Origin of the sequence: Pseudomonas sp. OST1909 (genome assembly GCF_015277575.1) — a bacterium.
In the GTDB taxonomy this organism is placed as follows: Bacteria; Pseudomonadota; Gammaproteobacteria; order Pseudomonadales; family Pseudomonadaceae; genus Aquipseudomonas; species Aquipseudomonas synxantha_A.
The window spans coordinates 5182191-5197983 of record NZ_CP063780.1 but is presented as its reverse complement, the minus strand read 5'-3'; the positions used below and the strand labels follow the sequence as shown (position 1 = coordinate 5197983).

General features: G+C 59.7%; 16 protein-coding genes. 11 read left to right on the top strand and 5 right to left on the bottom strand.

The features are described 5' to 3' along the window. Positions 1–107: 107 nt before the first annotated feature. Together argJ and IH404_RS22595 are read left to right on the top strand one after the other, a co-directional pair. On the top strand, positions 108–1325 hold the full coding sequence (argJ, locus tag IH404_RS22600; protein WP_005790945.1) for a bifunctional glutamate N-acetyltransferase/amino-acid acetyltransferase ArgJ: 1218 nt from the start codon (positions 108–110) through the stop codon (positions 1323–1325). A gap of 19 nt (positions 1326–1344) precedes the next feature. Next, positions 1345–2289 carry a Nudix family hydrolase gene (locus tag IH404_RS22595; protein WP_194439084.1) on the top strand — a complete coding sequence of 315 codons (945 nt, stop codon included), beginning with the start codon at positions 1345–1347 and terminating at the stop codon, positions 2287–2289. Between the two features lie 117 nt (positions 2290–2406). On the opposite strand, the gene IH404_RS22590 is transcribed toward IH404_RS22595, so the two are convergent. From IH404_RS22590 to IH404_RS22580, 3 genes are read right to left on the bottom strand one after another with little or no spacing between them, the layout of a single operon-like run. Next, entirely contained in the window at positions 2407–2985 is a 579-nt protein-coding gene (locus IH404_RS22590; RefSeq protein WP_005790941.1) for a cob(I)yrinic acid a,c-diamide adenosyltransferase, read from the bottom strand. 2 nt (positions 2986–2987) lie between these two features. Beyond that, complete coding sequence (locus tag IH404_RS22585; protein ID WP_148852627.1) at positions 2988–5024, bottom strand: ATP-binding protein; 2037 nt, start codon at positions 5022–5024, stop codon at positions 2988–2990. Between the two features lie 46 nt (positions 5025–5070). Beyond that, entirely contained in the window at positions 5071–5988 is a 918-nt protein-coding gene (locus tag IH404_RS22580) for a putative 2-dehydropantoate 2-reductase (RefSeq protein ID WP_194439082.1), read from the bottom strand. 123 nt (positions 5989–6111) lie between these two features. Between IH404_RS22580 and IH404_RS22575 the strand changes: the two genes are divergently transcribed. Further along, positions 6112–6597 carry a YajQ family cyclic di-GMP-binding protein gene (locus IH404_RS22575; RefSeq protein ID WP_003193880.1) on the top strand — a complete coding sequence of 162 codons (486 nt, stop codon included), beginning with the start codon at positions 6112–6114 and terminating at the stop codon, positions 6595–6597. 136 nt (positions 6598–6733) lie between these two features. Continuing rightward, complete coding sequence (locus tag IH404_RS22570; protein WP_005790935.1) at positions 6734–7576, top strand: mechanosensitive ion channel family protein; 843 nt, start codon at positions 6734–6736, stop codon at positions 7574–7576. Between the two features lie 182 nt (positions 7577–7758). On the opposite strand, the gene IH404_RS22565 is transcribed toward IH404_RS22570, so the two are convergent. Continuing rightward, the gene (locus tag IH404_RS22565) at positions 7759–9057 is read right to left on the bottom strand and encodes an OprD family porin (RefSeq protein ID WP_005790933.1); all 1299 of its coding nucleotides are present in this window, start codon (positions 9055–9057) and stop codon (positions 7759–7761) included. 740 nt (positions 9058–9797) lie between these two features. Here IH404_RS22565 and IH404_RS22560 point away from each other — a divergent pair. Together IH404_RS22560 and IH404_RS22555 are read left to right on the top strand one after the other, a co-directional pair. Continuing rightward, on the top strand, positions 9798–10223 hold the full coding sequence (locus tag IH404_RS22560; protein ID WP_005790926.1) for an HIT domain-containing protein: 426 nt from the start codon (positions 9798–9800) through the stop codon (positions 10221–10223). Between the two features lie 3 nt (positions 10224–10226). Next, positions 10227–10433 (top strand): SlyX family protein, encoded by a 207-nt coding sequence (locus IH404_RS22555; protein ID WP_194439080.1) that lies wholly within the window; start codon positions 10227–10229, stop codon positions 10431–10433. A gap of 72 nt (positions 10434–10505) precedes the next feature. On the opposite strand, the gene IH404_RS27995 is transcribed toward IH404_RS22555, so the two are convergent. Further along, positions 10506–11108 carry a cold-shock protein gene (locus tag IH404_RS27995; protein ID WP_005790922.1) on the bottom strand — a complete coding sequence of 201 codons (603 nt, stop codon included), beginning with the start codon at positions 11106–11108 and terminating at the stop codon, positions 10506–10508. Positions 11109–11536: 428 nt separating this feature from the next. Here IH404_RS27995 and IH404_RS22545 point away from each other — a divergent pair, with 428 nt between their 5' ends. The 5 genes from IH404_RS22545 to IH404_RS22525 all read left to right on the top strand — a co-directional run bounded on the left by IH404_RS22545 (position 11537) and on the right by IH404_RS22525 (position 15704). Continuing rightward, positions 11537–12010 (top strand): Dps family protein, encoded by a 474-nt coding sequence (locus IH404_RS22545; protein WP_003193874.1) that lies wholly within the window; start codon positions 11537–11539, stop codon positions 12008–12010. Between the two features lie 181 nt (positions 12011–12191). Beyond that, on the top strand, positions 12192–12545 hold the full coding sequence (locus IH404_RS22540; RefSeq protein WP_032803701.1) for a ribbon-helix-helix domain-containing protein: 354 nt from the start codon (positions 12192–12194) through the stop codon (positions 12543–12545). Positions 12546–12715: 170 nt separating this feature from the next. Next, positions 12716–12937 carry a zinc ribbon domain-containing protein gene (locus IH404_RS22535; RefSeq protein ID WP_003193872.1) on the top strand — a complete coding sequence of 74 codons (222 nt, stop codon included), beginning with the start codon at positions 12716–12718 and terminating at the stop codon, positions 12935–12937. A gap of 108 nt (positions 12938–13045) precedes the next feature. Further along, positions 13046–14821, top strand: a complete 1776-nt coding sequence (gene aspS, locus IH404_RS22530; RefSeq protein ID WP_005790914.1) for an aspartate--tRNA ligase — start codon at positions 13046–13048, stop codon at positions 14819–14821. Between the two features lie 136 nt (positions 14822–14957). Continuing rightward, on the top strand, positions 14958–15704 hold the full coding sequence (locus tag IH404_RS22525; protein WP_194439078.1) for a YebC/PmpR family DNA-binding transcriptional regulator: 747 nt from the start codon (positions 14958–14960) through the stop codon (positions 15702–15704). The last annotated feature ends 89 nt before the right edge of the window (positions 15705–15793 follow it).

Here is a 15793-nt window from a genome sequence, read left to right as displayed (position 1 = left end):
CAACACCCCCGCGCCGCGACCGGCACCAGCCGTCGCGGCGTTTTGCCATTAATTCCCACCGTCGATAGCGACGGCACAGACATCATCTATATTCAAGGAGCGCATACATGGCTGTTGGTCTTGGTCCTTTGCCCACATTGCACCCGGTCGCCGGTTTTGAACTCGGTATCGCTTCGGCCGGCATCAAGCGCCCGGGGCGCAAGGATGTGGTAGTGATGCGCTGTGCCGAAGGCTCGACCGTGGCAGGTGTATTCACCCTCAACGCCTTTTGCGCCGCGCCAGTGATCCTGGCCAAGCAGCGGGTGGCCGGGTCGATTCGCTACCTGCTGACCAATACCGGCAACGCCAACGCCGGCACCGGCGAGCCTGGCCTGGTGGCGGCTGCGCGCACCTGCGCCAAGCTGGCGCAACTGGCCGGCGTGGACGCCAGCCAAGTGCTGCCGTACTCCACCGGCGTGATCGGTGAGCCGCTGCCAGTGGAAAAAATCGAAGGCGCCCTTCAGGCTGCGCTGGATGACCTGTCTGTGGATAACTGGGCGGCTGCGGCCACCGGCATCATGACCACCGACACCTTGCCAAAAGGCGCGAGCCGCCAGTTCGTGCATGACGGCGTGACCGTCACCGTGACCGGTATCAGCAAGGGCGCAGGCATGATCCGTCCGAACATGGCCACCATGCTCGGTTATATCGCCACCGACGCCAAAGTCTCCCGCGATGTGCTGCAGCGCCTGATGCTCGATGGCGCCAACAAGTCGTTCAACCGCATCACCATCGACGGCGACACCTCCACCAACGACTGCTGCATGCTGATCGCCACTGGCCAGGCCAACTTGCCGGAAATCACGTCCACCGAAGGCCCGCTGTTCGCGGCGTTGAAACAGGCCGTGTTTGAAGTGTGCATGGAGGTGGCCCAGGCCATCGTGCGCGACGGCGAGGGCGCGACCAAGTTCGTCACGGTTGAAGTCAATGGCGGCGGCAACCATCAGGAATGCCTGGATGTGGGTTACACCGTGGCTCACTCACCGCTGATCAAGACCGCACTGTTTGCATCGGACCCTAACTGGGGGCGTATCCTGGCCGCCGTTGGCCGTGCCGGCGTGCCGGACCTGGACGTGAGCAAGATCGACGTGTTCCTGGGCGACGTATGCATCGCCAGCCGCGGTGCTCGTGCCGAAACCTACACCGAAGCCCAAGGCTCGGCGGTGATGCAGCAGGAAGAAATCACCATCCGCATCGAACTGGGCCGCGGCGAGTGCAGCGAAACCATCTGGACTACCGACCTGTCCCACGAATACGTGAAGATCAACGCGGAATACCGTACCTGATACCAAGAGGAAACTGGTGGTGAAACGAGTGCATGTAGCAGCAGCGGTGATCCGCGGTGTCGACGGCAGGATCCTGTTGGCGCGCCGTGCCGATACCCAGCATCAAGGCGGCCTCTGGGAATTTCCCGGAGGCAAGGTGGAGGCCGATGAGTCGGTCGCCACGGCCTTGTCCCGTGAATTGCAGGAAGAGCTGGGCATCCAGGTCACCACGGCGCGGCCGCTGATCAAGGTGCAGCACGACTACCCGGACAAGCAGGTATTGCTGGATGTCTGGGAAGTCTCGGCTTTTACCGGCGAGCCTCATGGGGCCGAAGGGCAGCCGTTGGAATGGGTGTCGCCGCGGGACTTGCTCAACTACGAGTTCCCGGCGGCGAATGCGCCGATTGTTGCTGCTGCGCGCCTGCCCGCCGAGTACCTGATCACCCCCGGTGAGCTGGAAACCCCGATGTTGTTGCGCGGTATCCAGCAGGCCATCGCCGGTGGCATCAAGCTGGTTCAACTGCGTGCGCCCAACGGTTATGACCCCAAATACCGCGATCTGGCGGTGGACGCGGTGGGCCTGTGTGCCGGCAAGGCACAACTGATGCTCAAGGGGCCGTTCGAATGGCTGGGGGATTTCCCTTCCGCCGGCTGGCACATGACCTCGGCGCAACTGCGTAAGTATGCGAGCAAAGGCCGACCGCTGCCGAAGGATCGCTGGTTGGCGGCTTCTTGCCACAACGCCGAAGAGCTGGCACTGGCAGAGATGATGGACGTGGACTTTGTCACGCTGTCGCCGGTACAGCCGACCCAGACGCATCCGGATGCGCAGCCTTTAGGTTGGGAGCAGGCGGCTGAGTTGATCGCCGGCTTCAGTAAGCCGGTGTTTCTGCTGGGCGGGGTTGGGCCTGCGCAGCGGGAGCAGGCCTGGGAAGCCGGGGCGCAAGGCGTGGCTGGGATTCGGGCGTTCTGGCCGCAGGTTTGATGTTGCGCTGATGGGCCCTATCGGGAGCAAGCCCCTCCCACACTTGAATGTATTCACAATTCAAAATGTGGGAGGGGGCTTGCTCCCGATGAGGTCTTGCCAGTCACTCGATCAATCTCAGTGTGGCTTGGCAGCGGCCTGCCACAACACTTCAGCAACACCTTGGCGCCGGGCAATCACCCTGGCCGCCACAAACAGCAAGTCCGACAACCGATTGATATACGCCAATCCCACCCCCTCCAGCGGCTCCAGCGCATTCAGGTGCTGACACCGCCGCTCCGCACTGCGCGCCAGGCTACGACACACATGGGCTTGGGCGATCAACGCCGAGCCGCCAGGCAGGATGAAGTTCTCCAGCGGCCCAACCTCCTCATTCCAGCGATCAATCGCCGCTTCCAGCCGATCCACTTCCGCCGCATTCAATGCCTTGTACACCGGCATCGCCAGCTCGCCGCCCAGGTCGAACAGGCGATGTTGGCAAGGTGTGAGCACCTCAATCACATCCATTAGCGCCGGGTGCTTGCCGCTTTGCTCTTCAAGGTTGGCCAGCAGCAAGCCCAACTGGCTGTTCAGCGTATCCACCTCGCCAATCGCCTCCACGCGTGGGTGGTCCTTGGGTACGCGGCGGCCGTCGCCGAGGCCGGTCTCGCCCTTGTCGCCGGTACGGGTGTAGATCTTCGACAGGCGAAAGCCCATGGTCAGTGCTCCAGTTGGGTAAGTTCAGTGGGGGGCAATTGGCTGCCGGCAAGCGGCAGGCGCAAGGTAAAGCACGTGCCCTGGCCCAGGGTGGAATGCACTTCCATCTGGCCCTTGTGGTTGTTGGTAATGATGAAATACGACACCGACAGCCCAAGCCCGGTGCCCTGACCGATTTCCTTGGTGGTGAAGAACGGCTCGAACGTGCGTTTGCGCACGTTTTCGCTCATGCCGATGCCGTTGTCTTCCACCTGGATTTCTGCCCACGGCGGGTTGAGGCGGGTGCGCAGGATAATGCGCCCCGGTTCGCTGTCGTCTTCACGCAGGTGAATGGCCTGGGCGGCGTTCTTCAGCAAATTGAGCAGCACTTGTTCCAGCTCGTTGGCGGTGCCGGGCACGGGGCCCAGTTGCGGGTCGAACTGGCGGATGATCGCTTGGCCCTTGAAGTCGAAGCCGATGGTGAGGTCGAAATCGTTGCCGGCAATTTCCACAGCCTGGTCGATCAAGGCCGGCAAGTCGCAGGGGGCCATCTGACGATTACTGCGCCGGCTGAAGCTGAGCATGTGGGTGACGATTTTCGCGGCGCGGGCGCCAGCTTGCTGGATGCCGTCGAGCAACTGCGGGACTTCGCGGCCTTGCAGGTAGCGATTGACCGTGTCCAGTTCAATCCCCACTTGTTCGGCGAGCTCCAGGTTCTTGGGCAGGTCGGGGGACAGTCGGCGGCGAATGTTCTGCACGTTATGCAGGATGGCGCCCAGAGGGTTGTTGATCTCATGGGCCATACCGGCCGCGAGGCCGCCGACCGAAAGCATCTTCTCAGATTGCACCATCATTTCTTCCAGGGACAGGCGCTGGGTGATGTCGTCGATCCGGATCACCACGCCGCGCCCGGCACCGCCCATCAACGGATAGAACGTCAGGGCGTAATGCTTGGGCTCGTCGTCCTTGATCCAGGTGACCCGTTCTATCCGCTCCACCGAGTGTTGCTCTACCGTTGCCTTGATTTGTGGCAGGTACGGCTTGAGCGGCTGGAAGGCCAGAAAGATCGGCTGGTTCAGAGCTTCGTCCAGGCGCGTGCCGGAAAGGGCAGTGGCTTCCTGGTTCCACTGAGTGACGTAGAGCTGTTCATCCAGGGCGATCAGCGCCGAGGGCATCGAGTCGATGATGCTGTTGAGGTAGTTCTGGAAACCGGTGAGTTTTTTCTCGATCTTGCTGCGCACCTGAACTTCCAGTTCGAGCTTGCGGTTGGTATGCCGGGTTTCTTCGGCCAAACCCTGGGCCTGGTCGTAGGCGGCCTGGGAGTCGTCGCGGGCGCGCTTGAGTTGCTGCTCGCGGGCTTCGATACGCGACAGCATGGTGTTGAAAGCTTCGGCCAGGCTGCCGATTTCATCATGGTTGCCAGGCCCTGCGCGCAGGGCGTAGTTCTCTTCGCGGGTGACCTGGCGCGAAAGCTCTTCCAGTTCATGGATGGGGCGGGTAATCAGGCGTTTGATCTGCCGGGCGATGACCAGCCACAGCAACACACTGAAAATCAGGATGCCCAGGCTCGCGGTCAGCGTGCCGGTATAGAAGGCCACCGGCAGCTCACTTGTGGCCACCAGCAGCAAATGCCCGGAAGGCTGGTTGCCACGGGGCAGGGTGATGACCTGGTTGCTGCGAAACTCGGTAACACGCCACGCTTCAATATGCCGGTAGTGGTCCGGCAGGTGCAGGCGGTCGCCGTGTTGCATCTGCGCCAGGCGGTTGCCTTCGCCGTCATACAGGGCGGCGGCGCGCAACGGTGAATAGCTGGTCAGTTCGTTGAGCAGTGCCTCGGCCTTGGCCGGGGATTCAAGAGCCTGTGCGGCAAGCGACGGGTTGGACACCAGCCGACCGATGGCCTGCAAGGCCTGGGGGGCCATGCTTTCCTGGGAGATCCAGTAAGCAGCGCTGATAAACGTCAGGTTGGCCACCAGCAATACGGTGGTCAACAGTACTAGCAGGGCCGCCAGCAGTTTCTGCCCTACCGGTAGATTTTCAAGACGCTGGCGCAATGGCATCAGGGTTTTCCCAGGTGATAGACAGGTAGGCAGGGTAGCGCGTGCCTCAGTCGCTGGCCAATCCGCGTGCGAGCAAATGCGTCACCAGGCGCGCATGCACCTGTTGCAGATGCGGTACTGCCAACTGATGGCGGGCCGCGGCCTGGCAAGCGTAGCCCAGCAGGTAGCTGATCTCGGTACGTCGGGCGTTGGCGACGTCCTGGTACATGGAGGAATAGTTGGCGGCGGTGGCCTGGATCACTCGCTCGACTTCGCTGTGCAAGTCCTGTGCAGCCGCAGGCTGGCCGCAGCGCTCCAGCAGTTCGGCCAGTTCGGCGCAGAGCGTGGCGACCTCGCAGTGGTGGGCGCTCAAACCGCCGTTGCGGCAGTGGTACAGCACGGTCAGTGGATTGATGGCGCAATTGAGCGCGAGCTTGCGCCACAGGCGCGTCAGGATATCGGTGGCCCATTCATGGGGGATGCCCGCCGCTTGCAGATCATCCAGCCACAGCGGTGGGGTGGGATGGCTCGCGTCACCCAGCCAAGTGTAGCCATGGCCGGCGAATACCACGCGCCAATCGCCATCGCGAAATGCACCTTCAGTACTGGAGGCAAAGATGCAGCGCGCCGACGGCCATTGCGCAGCCACCGCGTCCTGGCTGCCGAGGCCGTTTTGCAGCAGGATCAATTCGGCGTCCGGCGCCAGCCGATGCTGCAACTGGGCGATGGCGCTTTGAGCGTCGTAGGCTTTGCATGCTACTAGCAGACGCCGAATCGGCTCCGGGCTGTCAGGCGTTTCGCCGATGACCGGATAAGTCTGTTCCACACCGCGTTCCACCAGGGTCAGCCCTTGGCTGGCGCGATAGCTGGCCAGGCGCGCCTGGTTACGAAGAATCAGCCTGACAGGCACGCCGGCGCGCGCCAATCGCGTGGCCCAGAGGGTGCCCAGGCTGCCGGCGCCAAGAATATGCCAGGGGGTCGACATCAGTGTGTGCTCCATAAGGTCGCCAGCGGTGAACGGCGCGAAAGAACCGCTATAATGCCCCGGCATTTTAGCTCGGGCGCGCTCCATCTCTACTGAGCCTGCCCCTTATATTGGAGAAATCACATGCCTTCGTTCGACGTGGTATCTGAACTGGACAAACACGAAGTCACCAACGCCGTCGAGAACGCCGTCAAGGAACTGGACCGTCGCTATGACCTGAAAGGCAAGGGCAGCTTCGAATTCAAGGAAAAGGAACTGACCGTCAACCTGACCGCTGAAGCCGATTTCCAGCTGGAAGCGATGATCGAGATCCTCAAGCTGGCCCTGGTCAAGCGCAAGATCGACGTGCAGTGCCTTGAAGTCAAGGACGCCTATGCTTCCGGCAAGCTGATGAAGCAGGAAGCCGTGCTCAAGGAAGGCATCGACAAGGAACTGGCGAAGAAGATCGTCGCCCACATCAAGGACGCCAAGCTCAAGGTCCAGGCCGCCATTCAGGGCGAGCAGGTTCGCGTCACCGGCAAGAAGCGCGATGATCTGCAAGAGGCTATTGCGGCCCTGCGTGCCAAGACTTTCGATATGCCGCTGCAGTTCAATAACTTCCGCGACTGATGGCACTTTGGGGAACCTGTGGGTGTTTTTGACGTCCCACGCCCCAGAATCAGTGCCTACAATTGAGCCCTTCGGGGCTCAATTGCGTTTTCAGGCAGTCAATAGAGCCCTATCGCCGCACCACAGGAGAAAGTAGATGGATTTGAACGCTGAAATGGATCACCTGATCAAGACCTCCCAGTCTTGGATCCCCATGATCATGGAATATGGCAGCCGGGTATTACTGGCAGTGATCACCCTGGCCATTGGCTGGTGGCTGATCAATGTCTTTACCCATCGTGTAGGCCGTTTGCTGGCCGTGCGCAACGCCGACCTGGCGCTGCAGCACTTCGTCACCAGCCTGGCGAACATTGCGCTGAAAGTCATGCTGATCGTCAGCGTGGCCTCGATGATCGGCGTGGCAACCACCTCGTTCGTCGCTGCCATCGGTGCGGCAACCCTGGCGATCGGCCTGGCATTGCAGGGCAGCCTGGCGAACTTCGCTGGTGGTGTGCTGATTCTGCTGTTCCGTCCGTTCCGCATCGGTGACTGGATCGAAGCCCAGGGCACCTCGGGTACCGTCGATAGCATCCAGATCTTCCACACCGTGATCCGCACCGGCGACAACAAGACAGTGATCGTGCCGAACGGCATCCTGTCCAATGGCATCATCACCAACACCAACCGCCAGCCAACCCGCAAAGTAGTGTTTGATGTAGGCGTGGACTATGAGGCCGACCTGCAAAAAGCCCGTGAAGTGTTGCTGGAGCTGGCCAAAGACCCACGCGTGCTGGCTGATCCTGCGCCTGTAGCGGTGGTATCGACCCTGGGCGACAGCTCCATCACCGTTTCGCTGCGCTGCTGGACCAATACCCCGGATTATTGGGACGTGGTGTTTATGTTTAATGAACTGGCACGTGACCGTTTGAAAGCGGCAGGGATTGATATTCCGTTCCCACAACGGGTTATTCGCGTGATGCAGGAAAGTGCGCCGAAATAACTTGGCGTACTGCTATCGAAGTTGGCCGAAAGGTCAGCTTTGATAAACTAGTTACTTAGCTTGCTAGTTGTTTTGCTGATTGAAATAAAACTGCAATAAAAAAGCCGCTCCCTGTTTAAACAGAGGAGCGGCTTTTTGTTTAAGGCCGAAGCCTCAAGCCATCGTTGTAATTAAACCGGCAATTACAAGATGTTCAGCGGGTAGTTCGCGATCAGACGCAGCTCGTCGATCGACGGCGAACCGTAGTACACGCCATCCCCGGAACGATAAGTCGCTTGACGCAGGCGCAGGCTCAGGTTTTTTGCCGGGCCGCTCTGGATCACGTACTTGGCTTCGATGTCGCGTTCCCATTCTTTGCCGTTGCTGGTAGTGCCGGTGTTGGCGCCGCTACCGGTAACGTAACGCGTCATGAAGCTCAGGCCAGGAATGCCGAAGGTTGCCATGTTGATGTCATAGCGCGCCTGGTAGGACTTCTCGCCTTCGGCGTTGAAGTCGGAACGGGCGATGGAGTTGGCCAGGAACACCGTGCCGCCGCCGTCTACGCCGTAGCCGTAGTCGCCGTCACCGGTAACCTTCTGGGCTGCCAGGGTGAAGGTGTGTGCGCCGATGGTGTAGGCACCCTGCAAGCTGAACGCGCGGTTGTCGAGCTTGGTCACGCCATCCTTCTCTGCACGTTGCAGGCCGGCGCCATCGCTCTTGGTGTCGTAGATGTTGAAGTCCAGCGCGAACGACTGGTCATCGCTCAGGGCGTGGGTCCAGTTCAGGTTGCTGTAGTACTTGCGGAAGTAATCTTCGGTTTTCGCGTAGTACAGGCTACCGGTGACTTCTGGAGTGAAGGCATAGACGCCGCCGACAAAGTCGGTTTTGGTCAGGCCCAGGCTGTCGTGGTAGGTCTGCGCCTGCGCGACGCTTGAGGTGAAGTGGCCGCCCTCAAGCTTCAGGCCCTTGATCTCGTTGCTGGTGATCGAGATACCTTGTGGCAGCTCCGGCAACAGACGGCTGTCATCAGAGGCGAACACCGGTGCGGTGGTGTATTGGTCACCCACTTTCAACACGGTATTGGAGATGCGGAACTTAACCGCGCCGCCGCCTTTGGAGTAGTCGTCCTGGGAGCGACCGTCGGAACCGGTAGGGAACAGACCCGTGCCGGCGCGACCCTTGCCGCTGTCGAGCTTGAGGCCCATCAGGCCGATCACGTCCACACCGACACCGATGGTGCCCTGGGTGAAGCCCGATTCGTACAGGGCATTGAAGCCCAGGCCGGTTTCTTCGGCGCGGCTTTTACGCTTGCCGTTGACGGTGCTGTAACCGCCCCCTGGCTCATTACGGAAGTCGCGGCTGAAGTACAGAGCGCGAGTATTGATGCTGAAAGTACTGTCTTCAACAAAGCCCTTGGAATCGTCCTGGGCGGACGCCATTGCGAACTGCGAGGTGCCTGCTGAAACAGCCAGGGCGATCATGCTCCACTTCATCACGCGCATCGTGATTTGCTCCTTTGGTTTTAGGAAGAGTACTGCCGTCCCACCTGTATTTTTATCTGGGCGGCTCTTTCTTTTTGTGCCGGCGCAAAGTTATCTCACGCAGGCTCTATTGACGATACTTACTCAATTATCCTTTCAGCTTCTTTACGAGGCTGTCGTAAATCGCTAGATCCATGTCGCAAATTCACAGCCCAAAATGTATCCAGGCTGACAACTTCAATGCTGTTTTCAGACTTCTTTCAAAGTTTGAACACTTCCTTGATACACACTGAAACGCCACTACTTTTATCGCGAAACACCTGCTTCCAGACGGGTGCCGTTGCCGACGATACGGGGGTGAATGCAACAAGCGTGCTCAAACCTGCGACCGAATGTCATTTTTTCGTGAAAAACGTGATGGGAATGTAAAAACCGCATAAGCACGGGCCTTTTACGCCGTTTGGTTTGGGCTTGACGTTCAGGGTGTTACCACTGTCGGGTGCCCCGCAAAACCTTCACTTGGGTAAAACGTTACCGGTTCACCCCCATCAGTGGGTAATTGGCGGATCCCTTTGACGCACGAATGGGTCATTTTGGTGCGTGCCGTAAAGGCCCGGTCTAGCGTAGATCAACTGTTTTTCTGCCTCCAAAAGGTGCATTTTTTACCCGCCTGCCTCAACAGTGCCAGGATTGGCCGTGAAGCCTTGGGCGTTCAAAGGTATGCTGGGCGCCTGTCCCGACCTGCCGAACGGAGTGTCCACGTGTTCGCCTTAGATCAACGCCTGCAACAAGACACCTTGGCCATTGGGGACTTCCCGCTCTGTCGCCTGCTAATGTCCAATGACGCCAATTACCCCTGGTTCATTCTGGTGCCACGCATCGACGGTATCAGCGAAGTGTTTCAACTGGATGTCGCAGATCAACAAACCTTGTGGCAAGAAACAACGGCCCTGGCGCAACTGCTTAACGAGGGGCTGGCCGCTGACAAGATGAACATCGGTGCGCTGGGTAACGTCGTCAGCCAATTACACGTGCATGTGATTGTGCGCAAACGCGATGACGCCGCCTGGCCGGCACCGGTGTGGGGCAAGCACCCGGCCCGGCCCTATACCCAAGAGCAAGTGGCGGCGATTCGCGCTCGATTGCGTGCGCTGTTGCCTGCCGACTTCATCTTTACCCAGGACTGAATCATGGACCTGCAAGAGCGCGTTACCGACCTGGAAAGCCGCCTGGCCTTCCAGGACGACACCATCGAGACCCTCAACGACATCCTGGTCACACAGCAGCGGGCGGTTGAACGCCTGCAATTGCAAATGATGGCCTTGCTCAAGCGCCAGGAAGAAATGGGCGGTCAGTTCGAGTCATCTGAAGAAGAAGCACCGCCGCCGCACTATTGAAATGCACAGGCCATAAAAAACCGCGATCCAGCCAACGCCGGATCGCGGTTTTTTTGCTGCGAAGGCTTGGGATCAGCGACGCGGCAGGGCAGCGATGACGTCTTCGGCTTGCAGGCCCTTGTCACGGTTCATCACCGAGAACTCCACGCGCTGGCCTTCGACCAGCACGCGATGGCCTTCGCCACGGATAGCCCGGAAGTGGACGAAGATATCGTCGCCCGAATCGCGGGAAATGAAGCCGAAGCCTTTGGAGGTGTTGAACCACTTGACGGTACCGGTATCCCGGTTGGTCATGTCGTAGTTTTGCGACGCGGCCGCCGGAGACGAACGGTAGAAGCTGATGGCCAGGTGAAGAACAATGGCAACCACAGCAATCACCAGGCTGAGCAGGATAGCCGGATGGCCACCCACTTCAGGCATAGGCGCCAAAAGGGTGAGGGTTTGAACAACAACAGTCAGCACCAGCAGCGCACTGACCAGGTTTTGCAGTTGATGACGCGTGCCTTTGTTCCAGTAAGGGATTACCGGTGCGAGCGTCAGGTTAAGAAGGCCGAACAAGGCCAGGTACAGAGCGTCATGTTGTTGCAGGTAGGGCAGGCTTTCAGGCTGCAGGCTCGGGATAAAGGACAGCAGCAAAGCTGCAACGCCCGTTAGCAGGTGGACGATTTTCAACATTTTGATTAACTCACGTTAAGACGGATCACAAGGAAGAGCTGACTGGCACGGTTCGCTTCTGAACAATGGGAGGCGTTGAGCACGTGCGCGGGTATCAGCCTATGTGAAGTGCCGCAGAAATAAACGGCAGCCACACGGCGTCTATTTAACAGCAAAGGCTGTGCCTACTCAAATCAAGCATTTCGGGGTGTTGCGACGGCAACGGCATTTATGCGGCAAACGCTTGTCCTAGACAGGTGCAGGATTTTTGGGCGGGCATTGCGAGACCGTTCCTACGGCTAAAAAGGCTTGCCAATTCGCGAGTTGCAAGCGATGCGGGGCGATTTGCCGCAGGTCGCCTGGGTGTGACGGGCTGCATGCGGCTCGCTCTCTTGCTAGAGTGGTCCTGCACCTGATCAATGAATACTCGTCAATTGAAGGGGAAAAACATGGCAATCGATATTGGTATCAGTGAAGAAGACCGTAAGTCCATCGTCGACGGACTTTCACGACTGCTGTCCGATACCTATGTTCTGTATCTGAAGACCCACAACTTCCATTGGAACGTCACAGGCCCCATGTTTCGTACGCTGCACTTGATGTTCGAGGAGCAGTACAACGAATTGGCGCTGGCGGTGGACTCCATTGCCGAGCGCATCCGTGCCCTGGGTTTCCCGGCACCGGGCGCCTATTCGATCTACGCCCGTCTGTCTTCGATCAAGGAAGAAGAGGGCGTGCCGAGCGCCGAAGAGATGATCAAGCAACTGGTGGCCGGTCAGGAAGCGGTTACGCGTACCGCCCGAGGCATCTTCCCGCTGCTCGACAAGGTCAGCGATGAGCCGACGGCCGACCTGTTGACCCAGCGTATGCAGGTACACGAGAAAACCGCGTGGATGCTGCGTTCGCTGCTCGAAAACCAGTAACTGTCGAACCCGGGCGGCGCTGTTTCAGCGCTGCCTGCTTGTTTCCCTGCGCTTCCTGGCGTTGTCCTACGACTAACGACTCCCCGTCTTCTGGCTGCTGCACGCTGGGTGCTGTTTTATAGGCCCATCGTTCAATGGGAGAAGCCCATTGGCTGCTGTTTGGCAATGGAGTGTCGGGTGTATGTCACGTGGAATGGGTAAAGGAGTGATGGAAACCTGTGGTTTTCACAAGATAAAGGTCGACCCTTTTGCAAAAGGGTTCGATATGGGACTGGCCAAGCCGTTGTCGCGGTCGGTCAGGCTCAATGGGTTTTCGACCTGCCTGCGGCTTGAGCAGATCTACTGGAACATCCTGACGGAGATCGCCAGGATCAATGCCTGTTCGGTCAGTGCCTTGTTGTCCTATGTCGATCGGGAAGTGCATCTGCGTTACGGAGGCGTGAAGAACTTCAGTGGGCTGGTGAGGGTGGTGTGCGTGGTTCACGTGCTCAAGGGCCGGGTTGCTCCCGCCGCTGAGGGCACCTTCGCGTCGTAGCTCGGCGGCCCTGGGCCCGGCCTTCATCCTTGTGGGCCGGCCCCGGGGCAGAAAGCCGGCTGCGCTGTGTCGATTTACCAGATATAATCCCGCGCTTTGCTGCGCATGCCGGGGCTTTATGCACAGGGCAGGGCGTGGCGCTGTAACGATCTGATCGCCGAGACATCTCCATGCCCATGTACGACTATCAATGCGCTTCCTGTGGTCACCAGTTGGAAGCCATTCAGAAGATCAGCGCAGCGCCGCTGGTCGATTGCCCTGCCTGCCAGGCACCTGAGTTGAAGAAGATGTTGTCCATGCCGGGCTTCCGCCTGAGCGGCAGCGGCTGGTATGAGACTGATTTCAAGACCGGTGCCAAGAAGAACCTGGCCGGCGGCGACAAAGCAGACTGAGTTGAACTCTACGCGCAGGCTCCTGCATTATCCGTCCCCTGCTTTAATGTACGGTGACGAGGCGGGCCTGCCACCGAATTTCGAATTACGAGAAGTGAAACCACGACCATGATGCGCAGCCACTATTGCGGCCAACTGAACGAGACCCTGGAAGGTCAGGAAATCACCCTTTGCGGATGGGTTCACCGTCGCCGCGACCACGGCGGGGTGATCTTCCTCGATATCCGTGATCGCGATGGTCTGGCCCAGGTAGTGTTCGACCCGGACCGCGCCGAGAGCTTCGCCGCCGCCGACCGGGTGCGCAGCGAATACGTCGTCAAGATCACCGGCAAGGTACGCCTGCGTCCGGCCGGTGCCGTGAACAAGAACATGGCGTCCGGCGGCATTGAAGTGCTGGGCTATGAGCTGGAAGTGCTGAACGAGTCGGAAACCCCGCCGTTCCCACTCAACGAATACTCCGACGTGGGCGAAGAAACCCGCCTGCGCTACCGCTTCCTGGACCTGCGTCGTCCGGAAATGGCCGAGAAGCTGCGCCTGCGTTCGCGCATGACCACCAGCATCCGTCGCTTCCTGGACGAGAACGGCTTCCTCGACGTCGAAACGCCGATCCTCACCCGGGCCACCCCGGAAGGCGCGCGCGACTACCTGGTGCCTAGCCGTACCCACGCCGGCAGCTTCTTCGCCTTGCCGCAATCGCCGCAGCTGTTCAAGCAACTGCTGATGGTGGCCGGCTTCGACCGTTACTACCAGATCGCCAAGTGCTTCCGTGACGAAGACCTGCGCGCTGACCGCCAGCCGGAATTCACCCAGATCGACATCGAGACCAGCTTCCTCGATGAAAAAGAGATCATGGGCCTGACCGAGCAGATGATCCGCAACCTGTTCAAGGAAGTGCTGGACCTGGAGTTCGGCGAATTCCCGCACATGACCTTCGAAGAAGCCATGCGCCGCTACGGTTCCGACAAGCCAGACCTGCGTAACCCGCTGGAGCTGGTGGACGTGGCCGACCAGCTCAAGGATGTCGACTTCAAGGTGTTCAGCGGCCCGGCCAACGACCCTAAATGCCGCATTGCTGCCCTGCGCGTACCTGGCGGCGCGAGCATGCCGCGCAAGCAGATCGACGACTACACCAAGTTCGTCGGCATCTACGGTGCCAAGGGCCTGGCCTACATCAAGGTCAACGAGCGTGCCAACGGCGTTGACGGCCTGCAATCGCCGATCGTGAAAAACATCCCTGAAGCCAACCTGAACACGATCCTCGATCGCGTCGGCGCCGTTGACGGCGACATCGTGTTCTTCGGCGCCGACAAGGCCAAGATCGTCAGCGAAGCCCTGGGCGCGCTGCGTATCAAGCTCGGTCACGACCTGAACCTGCTGACCTGCGAATGGGCACCGATGTGGGTCGTCGACTTCCCGATGTTCGAAGAGAACGACGACGGCAGCTTCAGCGCGTTGCACCATCCGTTCACCGCGCCGAAGTGCTCCCCGCAGGAGTTGGAAGCGAACCCGGCAGGCGCACTGTCCCGTGCCTACGACATGGTGCTCAACGGTACTGAGCTGGGTGGCGGTTCGATCCGTATCCACCGCAAAGAGATGCAACAAGCGGTGTTCCGCCTGCTGGGCATCAACGAAGCGGAACAGGAAGAGAAGTTCGGCTTCCTGCTCGACGCCCTGAAATACGGCGCGCCACCGCACGGTGGTTTGGCGTTCGGCCTGGACCGTCTGGTGATGCTGATGACCGGCGCCCAGTCGATCCGTGAAGTGATTGCCTTCCCGAAAACCCAGAGCGCTGCGGACGTCATGACCCAGGCCCCGGGTGTGGTGGATGCCAAGGCCTTGCGCGAACTGCACATCCGTCTGCGCGAGACGCCGAAGGCTGAGTAAGGCTGCAGCGTGAAAGCGCGATAAGGTTGTACGCAGTCAAAAAGGCGCATCTTCGGATGCGCCTTTGCGTTTAAAAGAGGGAAATCCCGCCGGGAGCGGGATTGATAAGGTTTCTAGAGAATTTCGGAGTTGTGTTATGGCTGGCCATTCCAAGTGGGCGAACATCAAGCACCGCAAAGAGCGTCAGGATGCCAAGAAGGGCAAGATCTTCACCAAGTGGATTCGCGAACTGACCGTCGCAGCCCGTCAGGGCGGCGGTGACCCGGGCTCCAACCCGCGTCTGCGCCTGGCGCTGGACAAGGCGCTGGGTGCCAACATGAGCCGCGACATCATTGACCGCGCCGTGGCTCGTGGTGCCGGTGCGGCCGACACCGACGATATGGTCGAACTGACCTATGAAGGCTACGGCCCGGGCGGCGTGGCGGTGATGGTCGAGTGCATGACCGATAACCGCAACCGCACCGCCGCAGCCGTGCGCCACGCGTTCAGCAAATGCGGTGGCAACCTCGGCACGGATGGTTCGGTGGCCTACCTGTTCGAACGCAAAGGGCAGATCACCTTCGCGCCTGGCATCGATGAAGACGCGCTGATGGAAGCCGCGATGGAGGCGGACGCCGACGACGTGGTCACCAACGAAGACGGCTCTATCGATGTGTTTACCTCGTTCGCCAGCTTCTACGCCGTGCGTAATGCCCTGCAAGCCGCTGGTTTCAGCGGCACCGACGCGGAAATCGTGATGCTGCCGACCACCAGTGCCGAGCTGGACCTGGAGGGGGCGCAGAAGGTGTTGAAGATGCTGGATATGCTTGAAGATCTGGATGATGTGCAGAATGTGTATTCGAATGCCGACATCCCTGAGTCTGTGGCCGAACAGCTTGCCTAAGCACGATGAGACCCGATGTGGGAGCTGGCTTGCCTGCGATAGCATCACCTCGATTTGACAGAAGTACCGAGGTGCCCGCATCGCAGGCA

Excerpts from the sequence above, each read along its gene's own strand:
- IH404_RS22570 (WP_005790935.1), top strand. The coding sequence starts at position 6,734 with ATGGATTTGAACGCTGAAATGGATCACCTGATCAAGACCTCCCAGTCT.
- IH404_RS22535 (WP_003193872.1), top strand. The coding sequence starts at position 12,716 with ATGCCCATGTACGACTATCAATGCGCTTCCTGTGGTCACCAGTTGGAA.
- argJ (WP_005790945.1), top strand. The coding sequence starts at position 108 with ATGGCTGTTGGTCTTGGTCCTTTGCCCACATTGCACCCGGTCGCCGGT.
- IH404_RS22545 (WP_003193874.1), top strand. The coding sequence starts at position 11,537 with ATGGCAATCGATATTGGTATCAGTGAAGAAGACCGTAAGTCCATCGTC.
- IH404_RS27995 (WP_005790922.1), bottom strand. The coding sequence starts at position 11,108 with ATGTTGAAAATCGTCCACCTGCTAACGGGCGTTGCAGCTTTGCTGCTG.
- IH404_RS22540 (WP_032803701.1), top strand. The coding sequence starts at position 12,192 with ATGTCACGTGGAATGGGTAAAGGAGTGATGGAAACCTGTGGTTTTCAC.
- IH404_RS22585 (WP_148852627.1), bottom strand. The coding sequence starts at position 5,024 with ATGCCATTGCGCCAGCGTCTTGAAAATCTACCGGTAGGGCAGAAACTG.
- IH404_RS22525 (WP_194439078.1), top strand. The coding sequence starts at position 14,958 with ATGGCTGGCCATTCCAAGTGGGCGAACATCAAGCACCGCAAAGAGCGT.
- IH404_RS22580 (WP_194439082.1), bottom strand. The coding sequence starts at position 5,988 with ATGTCGACCCCCTGGCATATTCTTGGCGCCGGCAGCCTGGGCACCCTC.
- IH404_RS22555 (WP_194439080.1), top strand. The coding sequence starts at position 10,227 with ATGGACCTGCAAGAGCGCGTTACCGACCTGGAAAGCCGCCTGGCCTTC.
- IH404_RS22575 (WP_003193880.1), top strand. The coding sequence starts at position 6,112 with ATGCCTTCGTTCGACGTGGTATCTGAACTGGACAAACACGAAGTCACC.
- IH404_RS22565 (WP_005790933.1), bottom strand. The coding sequence starts at position 9,057 with ATGCGCGTGATGAAGTGGAGCATGATCGCCCTGGCTGTTTCAGCAGGC.
- aspS (WP_005790914.1), top strand. The coding sequence starts at position 13,046 with ATGATGCGCAGCCACTATTGCGGCCAACTGAACGAGACCCTGGAAGGT.
- IH404_RS22590 (WP_005790941.1), bottom strand. The coding sequence starts at position 2,985 with ATGGGCTTTCGCCTGTCGAAGATCTACACCCGTACCGGCGACAAGGGC.